This is a genomic window from Methylobacterium mesophilicum (assembly GCF_036441335.1).
Lineage (GTDB): Bacteria > Pseudomonadota > Alphaproteobacteria > Rhizobiales > Beijerinckiaceae > Methylobacterium > Methylobacterium mesophilicum_B.
Window position 1 is genome coordinate 105,300 of record NZ_MLBW01000015.1, and the last position, 16,695, is coordinate 121,994.

16 protein-coding genes and 2 pseudogenes are annotated in these 16,695 nt (G+C 71.3%); 11 read left to right on the top strand and 7 right to left on the bottom strand.

Annotated elements, in window-relative coordinates; all coding sequences use genetic code 11:
* Window positions 1-24 precede the first annotated feature (24 nt).
* Both MMR14E_RS10065 and MMR14E_RS10070 read left to right on the top strand, forming a co-directional pair.
* Window positions 25-822, top strand: a pseudogene (locus MMR14E_RS10065) (outer membrane protein); the annotation flags it as partial.
* 517 nt (window positions 823-1,339) lie between these two features.
* A complete protein-coding gene (locus MMR14E_RS10070; protein ID WP_331313969.1) occupies window positions 1,340-1,834 on the top strand; it encodes a PRC-barrel domain-containing protein in 495 nt (164 codons plus the stop codon).
* Window positions 1,835-1,900: 66 nt separating this feature from the next.
* Here MMR14E_RS10070 and parE read toward each other — a convergent pair whose 3' ends face one another.
* Complete coding sequence (gene parE / locus MMR14E_RS10075; RefSeq protein WP_331313972.1) at window positions 1,901-3,961, bottom strand: DNA topoisomerase IV subunit B; 2,061 nt, start codon at window positions 3,959-3,961, stop codon at window positions 1,901-1,903.
* 371 nt (window positions 3,962-4,332) lie between these two features.
* Between parE and MMR14E_RS10080 the strand changes: the two genes are divergently transcribed.
* On the top strand, window positions 4,333-4,521 hold the full coding sequence (locus MMR14E_RS10080; protein WP_331303216.1) for a hypothetical protein: 189 nt from the start codon (window positions 4,333-4,335) through the stop codon (window positions 4,519-4,521).
* Window positions 4,522-4,700: 179 nt separating this feature from the next.
* Here MMR14E_RS10080 and topA read toward each other — a convergent pair whose 3' ends face one another.
* Window positions 4,701-7,385: a type I DNA topoisomerase gene (topA, locus tag MMR14E_RS10085; RefSeq protein WP_331313974.1), complete on the bottom strand. Its 2,685-nt coding sequence runs from the start codon at window positions 7,383-7,385 to the stop codon at window positions 4,701-4,703.
* A gap of 206 nt (window positions 7,386-7,591) precedes the next feature.
* Between topA and MMR14E_RS10090 the strand changes: the two genes are divergently transcribed.
* Window positions 7,592-7,864 carry a BrnT family toxin gene (locus MMR14E_RS10090; protein ID WP_331313975.1) on the top strand — a complete coding sequence of 91 codons (273 nt, stop codon included), beginning with the start codon at window positions 7,592-7,594 and terminating at the stop codon, window positions 7,862-7,864.
* Between the two features lie 28 nt (window positions 7,865-7,892).
* Window positions 7,893-8,153, top strand: a complete 261-nt coding sequence (locus MMR14E_RS10095) for a BrnA antitoxin family protein (protein ID WP_331314405.1) — start codon at window positions 7,893-7,895, stop codon at window positions 8,151-8,153.
* A 4-nt stretch (window positions 8,154-8,157) separates the two neighbouring features.
* Here MMR14E_RS10095 and MMR14E_RS10100 read toward each other — a convergent pair whose 3' ends face one another.
* Window positions 8,158-9,117 (bottom strand): molybdopterin-dependent oxidoreductase, encoded by a 960-nt coding sequence (locus MMR14E_RS10100; RefSeq protein WP_331313977.1) that lies wholly within the window; start codon window positions 9,115-9,117, stop codon window positions 8,158-8,160.
* Window positions 9,114-9,977, bottom strand: coding sequence for a cytochrome b/b6 domain-containing protein (locus tag MMR14E_RS10105; protein ID WP_331313978.1), 864 nt, complete (start codon window positions 9,975-9,977; stop codon window positions 9,114-9,116). The genes MMR14E_RS10100 and MMR14E_RS10105 overlap by 4 nt, the downstream gene beginning before the upstream one ends.
* 206 nt (window positions 9,978-10,183) lie before the next feature.
* Between MMR14E_RS10105 and MMR14E_RS10110 the strand changes: the two genes are divergently transcribed.
* The 3 genes from MMR14E_RS10110 (at window position 10,184) to coaA (ending at window position 12,565) form a co-directional block, all read left to right on the top strand.
* On the top strand, window positions 10,184-11,131 hold the full coding sequence (locus MMR14E_RS10110; protein WP_331313980.1) for an aspartate carbamoyltransferase catalytic subunit: 948 nt from the start codon (window positions 10,184-10,186) through the stop codon (window positions 11,129-11,131).
* A 124-nt stretch (window positions 11,132-11,255) separates the two neighbouring features.
* Complete coding sequence (locus MMR14E_RS10115; RefSeq protein WP_043356782.1) at window positions 11,256-11,579, top strand: phosphoribosyl-ATP diphosphatase; 324 nt, start codon at window positions 11,256-11,258, stop codon at window positions 11,577-11,579.
* Entirely contained in the window at window positions 11,576-12,565 is a 990-nt protein-coding gene (gene coaA / locus MMR14E_RS10120; protein ID WP_331313982.1) for a type I pantothenate kinase, read from the top strand. Before MMR14E_RS10115 ends, coaA begins: the two co-directional genes overlap by 4 nt.
* Window positions 12,566-12,726: 161 nt before the next feature.
* Here coaA and thpR read toward each other — a convergent pair whose 3' ends face one another.
* Complete coding sequence (gene thpR, locus MMR14E_RS10125) at window positions 12,727-13,266, bottom strand: RNA 2',3'-cyclic phosphodiesterase (protein ID WP_331313983.1); 540 nt, start codon at window positions 13,264-13,266, stop codon at window positions 12,727-12,729.
* On the bottom strand, window positions 13,266-13,865 hold the full coding sequence (locus tag MMR14E_RS10130; RefSeq protein WP_331313984.1) for an arylesterase: 600 nt from the start codon (window positions 13,863-13,865) through the stop codon (window positions 13,266-13,268). Before MMR14E_RS10130 ends, thpR begins: the two co-directional genes overlap by 1 nt.
* Before the next feature lie 189 nt (window positions 13,866-14,054).
* On the opposite strand from MMR14E_RS10130, the gene MMR14E_RS10135 reads away from it, so the two are divergent.
* Window positions 14,055-14,756, top strand: coding sequence for an ABC transporter ATP-binding protein (locus tag MMR14E_RS10135; protein ID WP_331313986.1), 702 nt, complete (start codon window positions 14,055-14,057; stop codon window positions 14,754-14,756).
* A pseudogene (locus tag MMR14E_RS10140) lies at window positions 14,756-15,523 on the top strand (ABC transporter permease); the annotation flags it as partial. The gene MMR14E_RS10135 and the pseudogene MMR14E_RS10140, both read left to right, overlap by 1 nt.
* Window positions 15,524-15,615: 92 nt before the next feature.
* On the opposite strand, the gene MMR14E_RS10145 reads toward MMR14E_RS10140, so the two are convergent.
* Entirely contained in the window at window positions 15,616-15,939 is a 324-nt protein-coding gene (locus MMR14E_RS10145; protein WP_331313987.1) for a hypothetical protein, read from the bottom strand.
* 160 nt (window positions 15,940-16,099) lie between these two features.
* Between MMR14E_RS10145 and MMR14E_RS10150 the strand changes: the two genes are divergently transcribed.
* The gene (locus MMR14E_RS10150; protein WP_331313989.1) at window positions 16,100-16,687 is read left to right on the top strand and encodes a PAS domain-containing protein; all 588 of its coding nucleotides are present in this window, start codon (window positions 16,100-16,102) and stop codon (window positions 16,685-16,687) included.
* Window positions 16,688-16,695: the final 8 nt, after the last annotated feature.

Here is a 16,695-nt window from a genome sequence, read left to right on the forward strand (position 1 = left end):
ACCGCCGCGGCGTCCGCCGCGGACCTGCCGCGCCGCGCCGCGCCGCCGCCGGTGTTCACGCCGGTGCCGGTGTTCACCTGGACCGGCTTCTACATCGGTGTGAACGCCGGCTACGGCTTCGACGCCAACAGCCGCAACACCACCAGCTACGCCCTGCCCGGCGGCTCGCTGATCAACTCCCCCGGCACCGCCGGCGTCGTCAGCGTCAACAACCGCAACAACAACGACGGCTTCTCGGGCGGCGCCCAGATCGGCTACAACTACCAGTTCACCCCGGGCTCCGGCGTCGTGATCGGCTTCGAGGCCGACGCCCAGTACGTCGACTTCGCCCGCCGCGCCAACGCCACCCAGAACTACAGCTTCCTGGGCTTCCCCGGCGTCGCCTTCTCCAACCCGCCGGCCTTCGTCGCCACCAGCGGCAACGGCCTGGACTACTTCGGCACCGTCCGCGGCCGCCTCGGCTACGCCTTCGACCGCACCCTCGTGTACGGCACCGGCGGCTTCGCCTACGGCTCCGGCCAGGACGACCAGAACTTCTCCGGCAACCGCTTCCGCGACAGCTTCCGCACCGGCTGGGCCGCCGGCGGCGGCGTCGAGTACGCCCTGCCCACCGACTCCTTCCTGAACTTCTTCCGCTCCTCGGCCGTCACCCTCAAGGTCGAAGGCCTCTACGTCAGCCTCGACCGCCAGAAGAACTCCGCCGGCGGCGTCTTCTACGGCAACCTCCTGCCCCCGAACGGCACCGCCTACCTCAACGGCGCCGCCGCCAAGACCGAGTTCGCCGTCGTCCGCGCAGGCCTCAACTACAAGTTCGGCTCNCAGGACGACCAGAACTTCTCCGGCAACCGCTTCCGCGACAGCTTCCGCACCGGCTGGGCCGCCGGCGGCGGCGTCGAGTACGCCCTGCCCACCGACTCCTTCCTGAACTTCTTCCGCTCCTCGGCCGTCACCCTCAAGGTCGAAGGCCTCTACGTCAGCCTCGACCGCCAGAAGAACTCCGCCGGCGGCGTCTTCTACGGCAACCTCCTGCCCCCGAACGGCACCGCCTACCTCAACGGCGCCGCCGCCAAGACCGAGTTCGCCGTCGTCCGCGCAGGCCTCAACTACAAGTTCGGCTCGTACTGAGATCGAACGCCGGAGCCGGCTCTGCCGGCTCCGCGCACGGGAAGGGCCCGGCCGCATGGCCGGGCCCTTTCGCGTTTCGGGGCCGCGGGCCGGCCGGGCGGGTGCGACAGGGAGAGCCGGAACCGCGCGTCCCGCCCGCGATTGAGACCGCGGCGCCCCGCAGGCACCCGGGCGGGGCCTTCCACGCAGGGACCGGGCGCAGGAGCGATCAGCCATGCGAAGCCGTTTCCTTCTCCTGTCGCTGGCCGCCCTCGGCCTGGCGGGCGCGCCGGCCGCCGCGCAGGACGCCAGCGTCATCGGCAAGGACACGATCCTGCCGGGCACGGGGCCGGGCACCTCGACGGACGGCAACGGGGTGGGGCGGCTGATGGAGGCGGCGAGCGCCGAGGACGCCGCCAAGCGTCAGGGGCTCAAGCCCGTCACCTTCCTGACCACGAAGATGATCGGCGTGACGGTGCGCAACGCCGCGGGCGACAGCGTCGGCAAGATCGAGGATCTGCTGATCACCGACGGCGGGACACTCAAGGCCGTCGTGATCGACGTCGGCGGCTTCCTCGGCCTCGGCAGCAAGCTGATCGCGGTCGAGCCGGGCGCCCTGGTGCTGCGGCCCGGCGGCGACCGGTTCTCGGCGGTCCTCAACATGGGCAAGGACACGGTGGCGGCCGCCCAGCCCTTCGACCCGGCCAAGGTGATCGCGCCGCCCCGATGAGCCGCGACCGAGGCCCGTCCTCGCGAGCGGCCCCATCGACCGGCGCGGCCGCGCCGGTCGACAGGGTCAGATGTCGAGGTCGGCGCCCTCGGCGAAGGCCGCGCGCTCGCTGATGAAGGCGAAGCGCGCCTCGGGCTTGTTGCCCATCAGGCGCTCGACCGTGTCGCCGGTCGATTCCCGGGCCTCGTCCAGGACCGCGACGCGCAGGAGCGTGCGCTTCTTCGGGTCCATGGTGGTCTCCTTGAGCTGGGCCGGCATCATCTCGCCGAGGCCCTTGAACCGCCCGATCTCGACCTTGCCGCCCTTGAACACCGTCTTGACGATGCGCTCGCGATCCGCGTCGTCCCGGGCATACGCGACCTTCGAGCCCTGCTGCAGACGGTAGAGCGGCGGGATCGCGAGGTAGAGGTGGCCGCGGTCGATCAGCCTCGGCATCTGGCGGTAGAAGAACGTGATCAGCAGCGAGGCGATGTGGGCGCCGTCGACGTCGGCGTCCGTCATGATGATCACCTTCTCGTAGCGCAGGTCCGTCTCGCGGAACGCCGAGCCGGTGCCGCAGCCGAGCGCCAGGGTGAGATCCGAGATCAGCTGGTTGGCGCCGAGCTTGTCCCGGGACGCCGAGGCGACGTTGAGGATCTTGCCGCGCAGCGGCAGGATCGCCTGGGTCGCCCGGTCCCGGGCCTGCTTGGCCGAACCGCCCGCGGAATCGCCCTCGACGATGAAGATCTCGGAACCCGCGGTCCCGGCCGCCGAGCAGTCGGCGAGCTTGCCGGGCAGGCGCAGCTTGCGGGTCGCGCTCTTGCGGGCGACCTCCTTCTCCTGCCGGCGGCGCAGGCGCTCCTCGGCCCGGTCGATCACCCAGTCGAGCAGCTTGTTGGCCTGGGCCGGGGAGGCGGCCAGCCAGTGGTCGAAGGCGTCGCGCACCGCCGTCTCGACGATGCGCTGCGCCTCCACGGTGGCGAGCTTGTCCTTGGTCTGGCCCTGGAACTCGGGCTCGCGGATGAACACCGAGAGCATCGACGCGCAGGTCGCCATGACGTCGTCGGTGGTCACCGCGTTCATGCGCTTGGCCTGGTTCACCCGCTCGGCGTGCTCGCGCAGGCCCCGAAGCAGGGCGACGCGCAGGCCGGCCTCGTGGGTGCCGCCCTCGGGGGTCGGGATCGTGTTGCAGTAGGAGTGCGAGATCCCGTCCTCGGCGACCATCCAGGCCACCGCCCATTCGAGCGAGCCGTGCGAGCCCGGCTTGGTGATCTTGCCGGAGAACATCGCGTCGGTGACGAGTTCCTTGCCGTCGATGTCGCGGGCGAGATAGTCGCGCAGCCCGTCGGGGAAGCGGTGGACCGCCTCGGCCGGCACGCCCTCCAGCCCCTCGAGGAGGGTGGGGGCGCAGCGCCAGCGGATCTCGACGCCGCCGAACAGGTAGGCCTTCGAGCGCGCCATCTTGAACAGGCGGCGCGGGTCGAACTTCAGCGAACCGAAGATCTGGGCGTCCGGGTGGAAGCGCACGCGGGTGCCGCGCCGGTTCTGCACCCGCCCGACCAGTTCCAGCGCGCCCTGCGCGTGACCGCGCGAGAACGTCTGCCGGTAGAGCGTCTGGTTGCGCGCCACCTCGACCTCCAGCAGGTCGGAGAGCGCGTTCACCACCGAGATGCCGACGCCGTGCAGGCCGCCCGAGGTCTCGTAGACCTTCGAGTCGAACTTACCGCCGGCGTGCAGCGTGGTCATGATGACCTCGAGCGCCGACTTGCCGGGGAATTTCGGGTGCGGGTCGACCGGGATGCCGCGGCCGTTGTCGGTGACGACGAGGGCGCCGGTCTCCTCCAGCTCCACCTCGATGAAGCTGGCATGGCCGGCGACCGCCTCGTCCATCGAGTTGTCGATCACCTCGGCGAACAGGTGGTGCAGCGCCCGCTCGTCGGTGCCGCCGATATACATGCCGGGCCGGCGCCGCACGGGCTCCAGGCCCTCCAGCACCTCGATGTCGGAGGCGGTGTAGCCGCCCTCCGGCTCGGCGGCCGAGAGCGTCGCCACGGAGGCCGAGGCGTCCAGGCGCCGCCGCGGCTCGGGTGGGCGGGCCGCGGCGCCCTTGCCGCCCGGCCCGAACAGGTCCCGCGCCGGGTCGCTCACGCGCGGCCTCCGCGCGCGCGGCGCGTCGGCCGGCTCGGAATCGCGCGGACGGGCCTTGGGACGGGTCTCGGGTCGTGGAGCATGCGCCTTCATCCCCGCATGATAGCGGAACAAAACAGAAACATCAAAGCCGTTCGCCCTGCGGCGAGGCGGCCGCATCATCGCATGCTGCGCCGCCGCGAGCGAGGGCCGCGGCCGTGCCGGGTCACGGTTCCGCGCGCCGGGCCGTCATCACGACGTTGCACAACGATGGGTTAAGGCTTTCTCGCGGCCCGCGTGCCCGGCTTCCACACGGGAGGACCGGAACAGAACGGGACGATCGACGTTAGTGGCGGAGATAAATCTTGACCGTGGTCAGGGAGCCGCAGTCCATGAGCGACGCCGCGATCGAGGCCCGCCGCCTCACGCTGATCCGATTCGAGCACGCGGCCGGCGCCGCCTTCGGCTGCGATGACGACGCGGCCGTCGTGCCGGCCGGGCGGGCGCTGGTCAATGCCACGACGATCACCTTGGCGACCTTCGCGACTGCGGTCGCGGCGACGATCACCTACCTGGTCTGATCCCGATCGCTGACCGCGCTCCGCGGTGAGAGAGCTGCGACGCCGCCTCATCCGTGCCTTCGCGTGCGGCGCGAAGCAACCCGTTAGGCGCCACGCCCGATAGCTCCGGGCTGCCGCGGATTGCCTCGCTCCTCGCGCGCGGACGGGCCGGTCCCCTAGGGGCCGCGCCCGCCGGCCCGTCAGCCCGCGCTCGACGTCTTCGCCGCCGCCTTCTTGGCCGCAGGTTTCTTCGCGGCGGTCTTCTTCGCCGCCGGCTTGTCGCCGCTCGCGGCCCGCGCCGAGCCCTTCCGGACCGCCCCGCGCTTCGCCGGCTTGCCGCCGCCCGCGGCGCGCTTGGCGTTCACCAGGGCGACCGCCTCCTCCAGCGTCAGCGCCTCGGCGCTCATCGTCTTCGGCAGCGTGGCGTTGACCTCGCCGTCGGTGACGTAGGGCCCGTACTTGCCGGCCTTGACCACGAGGTCGCGGCCGCTGGCCTCGTCCTTGCCGAGCGGCCGGCCGGGATCGGCGGCCGGGCGGCCGCGTCCGCCGCCCTGCTCCTTGGCGACGATCAGGTCGATGGCGCGGTTAGCCCCGATCTCCAGCACGTCGTCGTCCTTGCCGAGATTGGCGTAGGTCTTCCCGTGCTGCACGTAGGGCCCGAACCGGCCGAGATTGGCCAGGATCGGCTCGCCGGTCTCGGGGTGGCGGGCCACCTCGCGCGGCAGCGCCAGCAGGGCCAGCGCCTTGTTGAGATCCACGTCCGAGGGGCTCAGCCCCTTGGGCAGCGACGAGCGCTTCGGCTTCTCGGCGCCCTTCTCGGCGGAGGCCTCGCCGAGCTGCAGGAACGGACCGAAGCGGCCGTCGCGCAGCGTCACCGGCAGGCCGGTCGCGGGATCGTCGCCCAGCACCCGCACGCCCGGCTGGCCGCCCTCGGCCGAGGAGCCGTCGCCGTCGCCGTCGACGCCCGAGGCCGAGAGCTGCCGGGTGTACTTGCACTCCGGGTAGTTCGAGCAGCCGATGAAGGCGCCGAACTTGCCGAGCTTCAGCGACAGCTGGCCCGAGCCGCAGGTCGGGCAGGTGCGCGGGTTCGAGCCGTCGCCCTTGTCGGGGAAGATGTGCGGCCCGAGGAGGCCGTTCAGCGCCTCAAGCACGTCGGCGACGCGCAGCTCCTTGGTCTCGCCGATCGCCGCGGAGAAGTCGCGCCAGAAGTCGCGCAGCACCGCCCGCCAGTCGATCTCGGCGTTGGAGACCCGGTCGAGCTGCTCCTCGAGGCCGGCGGTGAAATCGTACTCGACGTAGCGCCGGAAGAAGCTCTCGAGGAAGCCCGTGACGAGCCGCCCCTTGTCCTCCGGCTGCAGCCGCTTTTTCTCGATCTTGACGTATTCGCGATCCCGCAAGGTCTGGAGAACCGCGGCATAGGTCGACGGGCGGCCGATGCCGAGCTCCTCCATGCGCTTCACGAGGCTCGCCTCGGAGTAGCGCGGCGGCGGCTCGGTGAAGTGCTGGGTCGCGCTGATCCGCTCGCGGGTGAGCGGGTCACCGGCCTTCATGGGCGGCAGGCGGCGGCTCTCCTCGTCCTCCTCGTCGTCTTTGCCCTCCTGGTAGAGGGTCAGGAAGCCGTCGAACTTCACCACCTGGCCGGTGGCGCGCAGGTCGATGGTCCGAGGCCCGACCTTGGCGGTGACGTCCACGGTGGTCCGCTCAAGCTCAGCCGATTCCATCTGGCTCGCCATGGTGCGGGTCCAGATCAGCTCGTAGAGCCGGGCCTGCTCGGGCTCGAGGTGGCGCGCCACCGTCTTGGGCAGGCGGCCCATGTCGGTGGGGCGCACCGCCTCGTGGGCCTCCTGGGCGTTCTTGGCCTTGACGCTGTACTTGCGCGGCACGTCCGGCACGTAGCGGTCGCCGAACTCCTTGCCGATCACCCGGCGGGCGTCCTGGATCGCCTCCGGCGCCATGTCGACGCCGTCGGTCCGCATGTAGGTGATGATGCCGACCGTCTCGCCGCCGATGTCGACGCCCTCGTAGAGCCGCTGGGCGACCCGCATGGTCTGGGCCGGCGCCATCCCGAGCTTGCGGGACGCCTCCTGCTGGAGGGTCGAGGTCGTGAACGGCGGCTGCGGGTGGCGCTTGGCGGGCTTGGCCTCGACGCTCGCCACCTGGAAAGTCGCGAGCTCGAGGTCGCGCTTGAAGGCGGCCGCCTCGTCGCCCGTGCCGACGTCGAGGCGCTGGATGCGCTTGCCGTCGGCGCCCACGAGCCGGGCCTCGAAGGTCGCGCCGTCGGCGGTCGTCAGGGTCGCGATGAGCGTCCAGTACTCGCGCGGCTTGAACCGCTCGATCTCCATCTCGCGCTCGACGACGAGGCGGAGTGCCACGGACTGCACGCGCCCCGCCGAGCGGGCGCCCGGGAGCTTGCGCCACAGGACCGGCGAGAGGTTGAAGCCGACGAGGTAGTCGAGCGCGCGGCGCGCCAGGTAGGCGTCGACCAGCGCCTGGTCGATCTCGCGCGGCTTGCGCATCGCCTGCTCGACCGACGCCTTGGTGATGGCGTTGAAGGTCACGCGCTCGACCGGGATGCCCTTGAGCGCCTTGCGGGCGGTGAGCGCCTCCAGCACGTGCCAGGAGATCGCCTCGCCCTCGCGGTCCGGGTCGGTGGCGAGGATCAGCTTGTCGGCGCCCTTGACCGCCTTGGCGATCTCCGAAACGCGGCTCGCCCCGCGGTCGGCGAGCTCCCAGACCATGTGGAAATCCTGCTCGGGATCCACCGAGCCGTCCTTGGGCGGCAGGTCGCGGATGTGCCCGAAGGAGGCGATGACTTCATAGTCGCGGCCGAGATACTTATTGATCGTCTTGGCTTTGGCCGGCGACTCGACGACGACGACTTTCATTCAGACCTCTGCCCTGACGGGGCCTGGGCGCGACGGACGAATTCTGTTCGAGATTCGCGTGGGACGTATGCCCGCCGTCGGGCCGGGGCCGCGCGCCGGGCACAAGTGGGTCACGGGCGGCGGGTTGTCAAATGGCGCCGGCGCGGCAAGCCTTGCTCGAGGGAGCCGGCGTAAGCCGCACACGAGGCTTATCTGAGTCGTGTGCGATGGCGATCACATACGATCCCGTGAAGCGTGATCGAACCCTGGCGGAACGGGGACTCGATTTCGAGGACGCGGCTCTCGGGTTCGCTGGCCCAGTGTTCACCTTCGAGGGTGTCCGCCAGCATTACGGCGAATGCCGCATCGTCACCGCGGGCTTCCTGGCTGGCCGCATGACGATCATAATCTGGACGCCGCGCGGGCAGGACCGTCACGTTTTCTCGATGAGGAAGGCCAATGTCAGAGAGCAGAAGCGCTGCGCACCGCTCATCCGCTGACGCCGCGATCAAGAGCGACTTGGCGAAAGTGGACGCGCACACGATCACGCCGGAAGAGTACGACGAGGTTCCCGAGCTGACGGACGCGATGCTCGCCCGCGCCGATTTTTATGTCGGCGACCGCTTCTTGCCGCGTGGTCCGACCGGCCGGTCCGACGAGGTGGTCGCGATCCATCTCCTGCCGGAGATCGTCTCCTATTTCCGCGCCCAGGGTCCGGGTTGGCAGGCCCGCATCAACACCGTGTTGATGGAGGCGATCGAGCGCGAGCGCGCGACGCAATCTCGCTGAGCGCTCAGATCCCCGCATACCACTCGTAGCCGCGATCCTCCCAGTAGCCGCCGCTGCCCTGGCCGATGCCTCTGAGCGACTCCACCATCTCCACCCGCATCACGTACTTGGCCTGCTTGTAGCCGAGCTGGCGCTCGACCCGCAGGCGCAGGGGCGCGCCGTTCGAGACCGGCAGCGGCTTGCCGTTGAGATCGTAGGCCAGCATCGTCTGCGGGTTGACGGCGTCGTAGAGGTCGATGCTCTCGTAGTAGCGGATCGGGATCCCCGCCGGCTCCGGCTCCGGGGCGGGGCTGCCCTGGCCCCAATCGTCCTTGGGGGCGTCGGTGGCGGTCGCCGGGCCGCCCCAATCGTCGGCGGCGGCGAGCTGGATATAGGCCTCGCGCACCGCGCCCGGATGGCTCGGGCGCCACAGGGACGCCCCCTGGGCGCGGCCCTTGCCCCCGCCCTTGGGGCCGGCCTCGAACTCCAGCGTGTCGGCGCAGTGGAACACCGCGTAGCGCGCCTGCGGCTTCAGCCCGGCCTTCTTCAGCAGCTCGGCGAGCGGCACGCCGCTCCACTGCCCGATGCAGCTCCAGCCCTCGACGCAATCGTGGCGGGTGATCTGGGTGCGCGCCGGCAGGGCGCGCAGGTCCGCGAGACTGAGCGACAGGGGCGTCTGCACGAGTCCGTCCACGGAGAGCCTGAAGTCCGAGAAATTCTGCGCCGCCAGCGCCCGGTAGGCGCGGTCCGGCGGGTCGATCGTGCCGTTCGGCTTGAACCAGGGCGAGATCATCGAGGCCGGGAATTCCCGGGCCAGGGTCGCGGGCGACATCAGCAGGCGCTGGACGTACTGGTTCGCATCCTCGCCGACCTGGAGGGTGCGCTGCCCCGTCCCGGTCCCGGCGAACCGGTCGCAGCCGCCCAGCAGCGCGGTGCCCATCAGGCCGGCACCCGCGGTGAGGAGCTTGCGGCGGTGGAGGATCATCGGGCCGGTTCCTTCTCGGGACGGCCGAGGCTGAACCAGCCGGTGATCATGCCGCGCATGTTGTTGACGAGCCCGGACACGATGACGAGCAGCACGTGGACCACCACGAACAGCACGATCAGGCCGGCGGCGATGAAGTGGACGCTGCGCGCCGATTGCCGGCCGCCGAACAGCTCGGTCAGCCACGGCCAGGCGGCATCCATCCCGGGCGACATGGCGAGGCCGGCCAGCACCATGGCGGGCAGCAGGCCGAGGATCAGGACGAGGTAGGTCAGCTTCTGGATGACGTTGTAGCGCTTGGCCTCGGTGCCCTCGGGGAAGCGCAGGAGCAGGTGCTCCTTCACGGAGCCGCCGAAGTCGCGGATCTGGTCGCCGTCGGGGATCAGGCGGCGGCGGAGCTGGCCCGAGAACAGCCCGTAGAGCAGGTAGACCGCGCCGTTGATCACCAGGAGCCACGCGAACAGGAAGTGCCAGCGCCGCCCCGTGGCGAGGTCCTGGTTGGCCGGCAGCGTCGCCCAGGCCGGGAAGGCGCGCTCCACCTCGGTACCCCCCTCCTTCGACAGGCCGAGCACCCCGGTGGTGTCGAGGGTGCGGGCGCCGACCGTCACCACGCCGCGATTCGCACCGTCGCTTCCCTGCTCGCTGGTGATGGCGAGCGCCGGGTTGTCGAAGGTCGAGACCGCGCCCCAGTAGAGGGCCGGATGGGCGTTGAAGATCTGCAGGCCGCTCATCAGCAGCACCAGCAGCACCGCGGCGTTGATCCAGTGCGCCAGCCGGATGACCAGCGGGTGGCGGTAGAACCAGCGGCGCCCCTGACGGTCGACGGTCTCGGGGGCTTCGAGGGCAGGGGAGGCGGCCAAGCGTCTGGATCCCGGGCGTGCGGCGCGGGGCCGGGAAGCGTCCGCTTTCCGACCGTTCGGCCGAATACGTGGGGCAGGGCCCCTCGGTTACCATCCGCCGGGAAAAAGGCCGCAGCCCCTGACGGAGCGACGATCATGACTGGACCGGGATGAACGCCGAACAGCCTTGCCCCCCGGGCCCGCCGCACCTACACCCGGGCCTCATCATGACGACGTCCGCGCCCCCGGCCTTCCCGCACCGGCACCTCCTCGGCATCGAGGGCCTGACCCGGCCCGACATCGAGGTTCTGCTCGACGCCGCCGAATCCGCCGTCGACATCTCGCGGCAGGTGGAGAAGAAGCGCACGACCCTGCGGGGCCGCACGCAGATCAACCTGTTCTTCGAGCCCTCGACGCGGACGCAGTCGTCCTTCGAGCTCGCCGGCAAGCGGCTCGGCGCCGACGTGATGAACATGTCGGTGGCCTCGTCCTCGGTGAAGAAGGGCGAGACCCTGATCGACACCGCCGCGACGCTCAACGCCATGCGGCCCGACATCATCGTGGTCCGCCACGAATCGGCCGGCGCCGTCCACCTCCTCGCCCGCAAGGTCGACTGCGCGGTGGTCAATGCCGGCGACGGCGCCCACGAGCACCCGACCCAGGCGCTGCTCGACGCGCTCACGATCCGCCGCAACAAGGGCCGGATCGAGGGCCTGCAGGTGGCGATCTGCGGCGACGTCCTGCACTCGCGGGTGGCGCGCTCCAACATCATCCTGCTGCAGGCGATGGGCGCGCGGGTCCGCCTGATCGCGCCCTCGACGCTGCTGCCCGCCGGCATCGAGCGCTTCGGTGTCGAGACCTTCACGGACATGCGCAAGGGCCTCGTCGGCTGCGACATCGTGATGATGCTGCGCCTCCAGCGCGAGCGCATGAACGGCTCGTTCGTCCCCTCCGTGAAGGAGTATTTCCGCTATTTCGGCCTCGACGGCGAGAAGCTGGCGCTCGCCAAGCCCGACGCCCTGGTGATGCATCCGGGCCCGATGAACCGGGGCGTCGAGATCTCCTCCGAGATCGCCGACGGCGCGCAGTCGCTGATCCGCGAGCAGGTCGAGATGGGCGTGGCCGTGCGCATGGCCGTGCTCGAGGCGCTGGCGCGGCACCTGCCGAACGGGTGAGACCCGGACAAAGCCGGGCGGCCTTCACCCGCCCGGCTTGCCCGCGGGGCGGCCGTAGCGCAGTTTCCTGCCGAAATCCGGCCCTGTTCTGTATAAGGGGCCGTCGTAACATGCAGATCGCTTCATGACCGCCTACACGCTCGCCGACCTCGCCGCCCTCGTGGCGAGCCGCGCCGGGACCGATCCCGCGACCTCCTACACCGCCAAGCTCCTGTCCGAGGGTCCCGCCAAGGCGGCCAAGAAGCTCGGCGAGGAGGCGGTGGAGGCGGCGATCGCGGCCGTCCAGGGCGACAAGACCGGCCTGCGGAACGAGGCCGCCGACGTGCTCTACCACCTCGTCGTGCTGCTCCGCGCCGGCGGCGTCGAACTCGAGGCCGTGATGGCGGAGCTGGAGCGCCGCACCGCCCAGAGCGGCATCGCCGAGAAGGCCGCGAGGCGCCACGCGTGAACGCGGCCGCGCTGCCGGGCTCGGTCGAGGCGATCCTCGACGCGTCGGCCGGGCTCTCGCCCTATCGCCGCTTCAGCCGCGAGGAATGGGCCCAGCTACGCGCCGACACGCCGCTCACCCTCAACCAGGAGGATCTCGAGCGGCTGCAATCGATCAACGACCCGATCTCGGTCGAGGAGGTGGTGGCGATCTACCTGCCCCTGTCCCGGCTGCTCGCCCTCTACGTCGCGGCGACGCAGGGCCTGTTCAAGGCGACGCAGCGCTTCCTGATGGCCGAGCGCGAGACCAAGGCGCCGTACATCATCGGGCTGGCCGGATCGGTGGCGGTGGGCAAGTCGACCACCGCCCGCATCCTGACCGCCCTGCTGGCGCGCTGGCCCAACACCCCGAAGGTCGACCTCGTCACGACCGACGGCTTCCTGCTGCCGAACGCCGAACTCGCCGCCAACGGCCTGATGGAGCGGAAGGGATTCCCGGAGAGCTACGACACCGCCGCGCTGCTGCGCTTCCTCCACGACGTGAAGGCCGGACACAAGCGCGTGACCGCGCCGCTCTACTCGCACCTCGTCTACGACCGGGTGCCCGGGGAGGAGCGGGTGGTGGAGAGCCCCGACATCCTGATCGTCGAGGGCCTGAACGTGCTCCAGCCGGCGCGCCTGCCCCGGGACGGGACCGCGATCCCGTTCGTGTCCGACTTCTTCGACTTCTCGATCTATCTCGACGGCCACGAGGACGACCTGCACCGCTGGTACGTCACGCGCTTCATGAAGCTGCGCCAGACGGCGTTCCGCGATCCGCGCTCGTACTTCCGGAAATACGCCGAGATCGCCGAGAGCGAGGCGCTCGACATCGCCGACCGGCTCTGGACCACGATCAACCTGCCGAACCTGCGCGAGAACATCCTGCCGACGCGCCAGCGGGCGAGCCTGATCCTGACCAAGGGGGCGAGCCACCGGATCGAGAGCGTGGCATTGCGGCGGCTGTAGAGCGCTGCGAGACGATCGCGTGACCGCTCGCCCGAAGACCGGACCCGCGTCATCACGGGCGAGGCGAAGTGACCCAGGGCAGCGCGACGTTCGGAGGCATGTCGCCGACCCTGGTCGCTTCGCTGCCTTCGCGAGGACGTGAACGACCGAGCCCGGGCGCCTCACGCGAACGGGAACTCCGCCTCCGCCACGTACGGCCCGCCCCCGGTCGAGTCCCGCGCCGAGAACAGCGTCACCCGGTCCGCAGTGTAGGTCAGCGGCGCGAAGACCGGCGCCTGCGAGAGATACATCGCGGCCGCCTCCGGGGTCCCGTCGCGCCGAAGCCGGGCCAGCGTGACGTGCGGCGTGAACTTCCGACGCTCCGGCTCCACCCCGGCCCGGCGAACCAGCCGCTCCTGCTCGGCCTGCAGATCCATCAGCGCCGGATCGGCCACCACCGAGGCGTAGAGCGCCCGGGGCCTGTCGCCGCCGAAGACCCCGAGGCCGTCGAGCGTCACCGTCAGGGCCGGGCGCGCCCGCATCTCGGCGAGCGCCTCCACGACGTCGTCGGCCGTCGCCGCCGCGACGTCGCCGAGGAAGCGCAGAGTCACGTGGAAGTCGCCGGGCTCGATCCAGCGGGCGCCGGGCAGCCCGCCCTGGAACGCCTTCAACGCCTCGGCGACCGCCGGCGGCACGGCGAGCCCGGTGAACAGGCGCGGCACTACCGCGACGCCCCCTGCCGGAGGCCTCCCAGGAAAGTCTCCACCGTCGGCAGCATGCGCGCCGCGATGGTCTCCACGCCCTGCCGGTTCGGGTGGATCATGTCGTCGAGGTGCTGCGCCCGGTCGCCGATGATCCCGTCGAGGAAGAACGGGTAGAGGGTCAGGCCGTAGCGCTTAGCCAGCGCCGGGTAGATCGCGTCGAACCGGGCCTTGTAGTCGGGCCCGAGATTGGGCGCGGCCTCCATGCCGGCGAGCAGGACCGGGATGCCCCGCGCCTTCAGCCGCTCGATGATCGCCGAGAGCGCGCCCTCGGTGACCTTCGGGTCGGTGCCGCGCAGCATGTCGTTGGCGCCGAGCTCGAGGATCACGCCGGCGGTCCCGTCCGGGACCGACCAGTCGACGCGGTCGAGCCCGCCCGTGGCGGTGTCGCCGGAGACGCCGGCATTGGCGACCGTCACGTCCGCGCCCCTGGCCTTGAGCAGGCGTTCCAGCACGGTGGGGAAAGCGGCGTCGGCGGGGAGGCGGTAGCCGGCGGTCAGGCTGTCGCCGAGGGCCACGAGCTTGACCGGCCCGCCCGGGGCCGCCCGCGACGCTGTCATGAAAGGGACCACCAGGAGCGCTAGCGCTGCGGCATACAGGGCCGTGCGCCGGAACACGCCGCGCCCGTCATGGCGCGGCCCCAATGCGGAACCCATATCGCGGTGCACCCGCGGCCGGTACAGCCAGGATCGACCCCACGTGAGGACCTCGCGCGCCATGCTCGTCATCGCCCACAGATCGGCCGCCCCGTGAGCCAAGGCAAGGTGTCGCGCGCGCCCGCGATCGCGCTGTCGAACATCGACCTCAGCCTCGGGCGCGGCGCCGCCCGGGTCCACGTCCTGCGCGGGATCTCGCTCACCGTCGACCGGGGCGAGGCGGTGGGCCTCGTCGGCCCGTCGGGCTCCGGCAAGTCGACGCTGCTGATGGTCATGGCCGGGCTGGAGCGTCCCGATTCCGGCGGCGTCGTGATCGAGGACACCGACCTCGTCCGCCTCGACGAGGACGCGCTCGCCCGGTTCCGGGGCCGGCGGATCGGCATCGTGTTCCAGGCCTTCCACCTCGTGCCGACCATGACGGCTCTGGAGAACGTGGCGCTGCCGCTCGAACTTGCCGACCGGCCCGGCGCCCTGGAACGGGCCCGCGCCGAGCTGGAGGCGGTCGGCCTCGGGCACCGGCTGCACCATTACCCGGCGCAGCTCTCGGGCGGCGAGCAGCAGCGCGTCGCCATCGCCCGGGCCGTGGCGCCCGACCCGGCGATCCTGGTCGCCGACGAGCCCACCGGCAACCTCGACGAGGCCACCGGCCGCCAGATCGTCGACCTGCTGTTCCGGCTGAAGCGCGACCGCGGCGCGACGCTGGTGCTCGTCACCCACGACAACGGCCTCGCCCGCCTGTGCGACCGCACCGTGCGCCTGCGCTCGGGGCGGATCGAGGAGGCGGTGAGCGCCTGATGCACGGCACGATCACCCGCCCCGGCCCCGCGCCCCGTCGGATCCCGTTGACCCTGCGCCTCGCGCTCCGCGAGTTGCGGGCGGGGCTCGACGGCTTCGCGGTGTTCCTCGCCTGCATCGCGCTGGGGGTCATGGCCATCGCGGGCGTGGCGTCGATCTCGCGCTCGCTCTCGGACGGGCTCGGCCGGGAAGGCCGCCGGATCCTCGGGGGCGACCTCGCCTACAACCTCATCAACCGCGAGGCGACCGACGCGGAGCGGCAGGCGCTGGCGCGGGAAGGCCGACTCGACGTGGTCGCCTCCCTGCGCGCCATGGCGGTGGCGGGCAGCGGCGACGCGGCCCTGGTCGAGCTGAAGGCCGTCGATCCCGCCACCTACCCGGCCGCGGGCGACCTCGCCACCGACCCGCCGGGCCGCCTCGCCGACCTGCTGGCGGCGCGCGACGGGGTGCCGGGGGCGCTCGCCGACCCGGCCCTGCTCACCCGCCTCGACGTCAAGGTCGGCGATCGTCTCACCCTGGCCGGGCACCCGATCGCGATCCGCGGCACCATCGTGTCGGAGCCCGACAAGATCGCGGGCGGCATCGGCTTCGGGCCGCGGCTGATGGTCTCCGAGCCGACGCTGCGCGCCACCGGCCTCGTCCAGCCCGGCAGCCTCAACCGCTGGAGCTACCGCCTGATCCTGCCGCCCGGCACGCCGGACGCCGACCTCGACGCCGCGCAGGCCCGGATCCGCGCCGCGACCCCGGAGGCCGGCTGGGAGATCCGCNGCGGCGACCGGCAGCCGCTCGAGCGGGCCCGGGCCGGGCATCGGCGCCGCCGGTCCGAAGGAGAGGCGCCTCCGGGCGACGGTACACGCGCTCACGGATCGTCGCGGTCGGCGCGCTCCGCGCTCCGCGCGCGCGCCTGCGCCGATTCGGGGCCGACCATCGCGAGCACGGCCTCACCGAAGCGCCTCCGCGCGTCCGAATCGAGTCGGCGCAGGTGAATCCCGACCAGCGCCAGCAGCCGCTCCGTCTCCCGCTCGCTCATCCGCCGGTCGCCAAATCCGCGGCTATCGGGACCGTAGAACGCCTCGATCGGCAAATCGAGGGACTGCGCAATCCTGTTGAGCGCGCGCGCGGCCGAGGATTCCACCTCCCGGTCGGCAATCATGCGCAGGAATTCGAGCCCGTTCTCATCCATGTCGGTCCCTCGAACCACTCGCGACAGAGGATAATTTCCCAACCCTGACAAGGGGTGCCCCGGTGAACGGGTATTCGCAAGTGAACTCTTTGTCATCGCGCTTGAAGATTGGTACGGAGCTAGACATTCAGACTTCGAGCGGTCGGGGGGACCACCCAGCATGCGCATCAACGTCATCGATGGCTACGGGGAGAATACCGACCGTCTCCGCGCGGCTCTCGAAGCCTCGTGCGTTGTGGGGGCGTGGGAGTGGGACCATGTCCGCGGCGTGGTCGTCTACGACGCGGGCGCGGCCCGGCTGCTGACCGGCGATCCCGACCTCGCCGACCGTCCGATCAACGGGCCGATGGCCCTGGCCGCGGTGCATCCCGAGGACATGACGTGGCTGATGGACCACATGCTCCGGGCCGTCCGGTCGAGCGGGCTGGTCCTGGCCGAGTACCGCGTGTTCAAGGCGGACGGCTCCGTGCGCTGGCTCCTGAGTCGCGGGCGGACCCATCGGAACGAGGACGGCCAGCCGGAGCGCTCCCACGGGATCCTGATGGACATCACCGAGATCCGCGACGGCGGCGACCGCTACGTGGTCGGCAAGCCCGCGGCGGACGGCGACCCGCTGGAGCGGGCGGCCGAACTCGCCGTCGCGCTCAAGAAGACGCTCACCGACGACATGCCCGCGGAGGTGCGGGCCGCCGCGGAGCTGATGTTGCTGGGTCTCGGCCGCGCCCTCGCCCGCCGCATGACGCACTGAGCCACCGC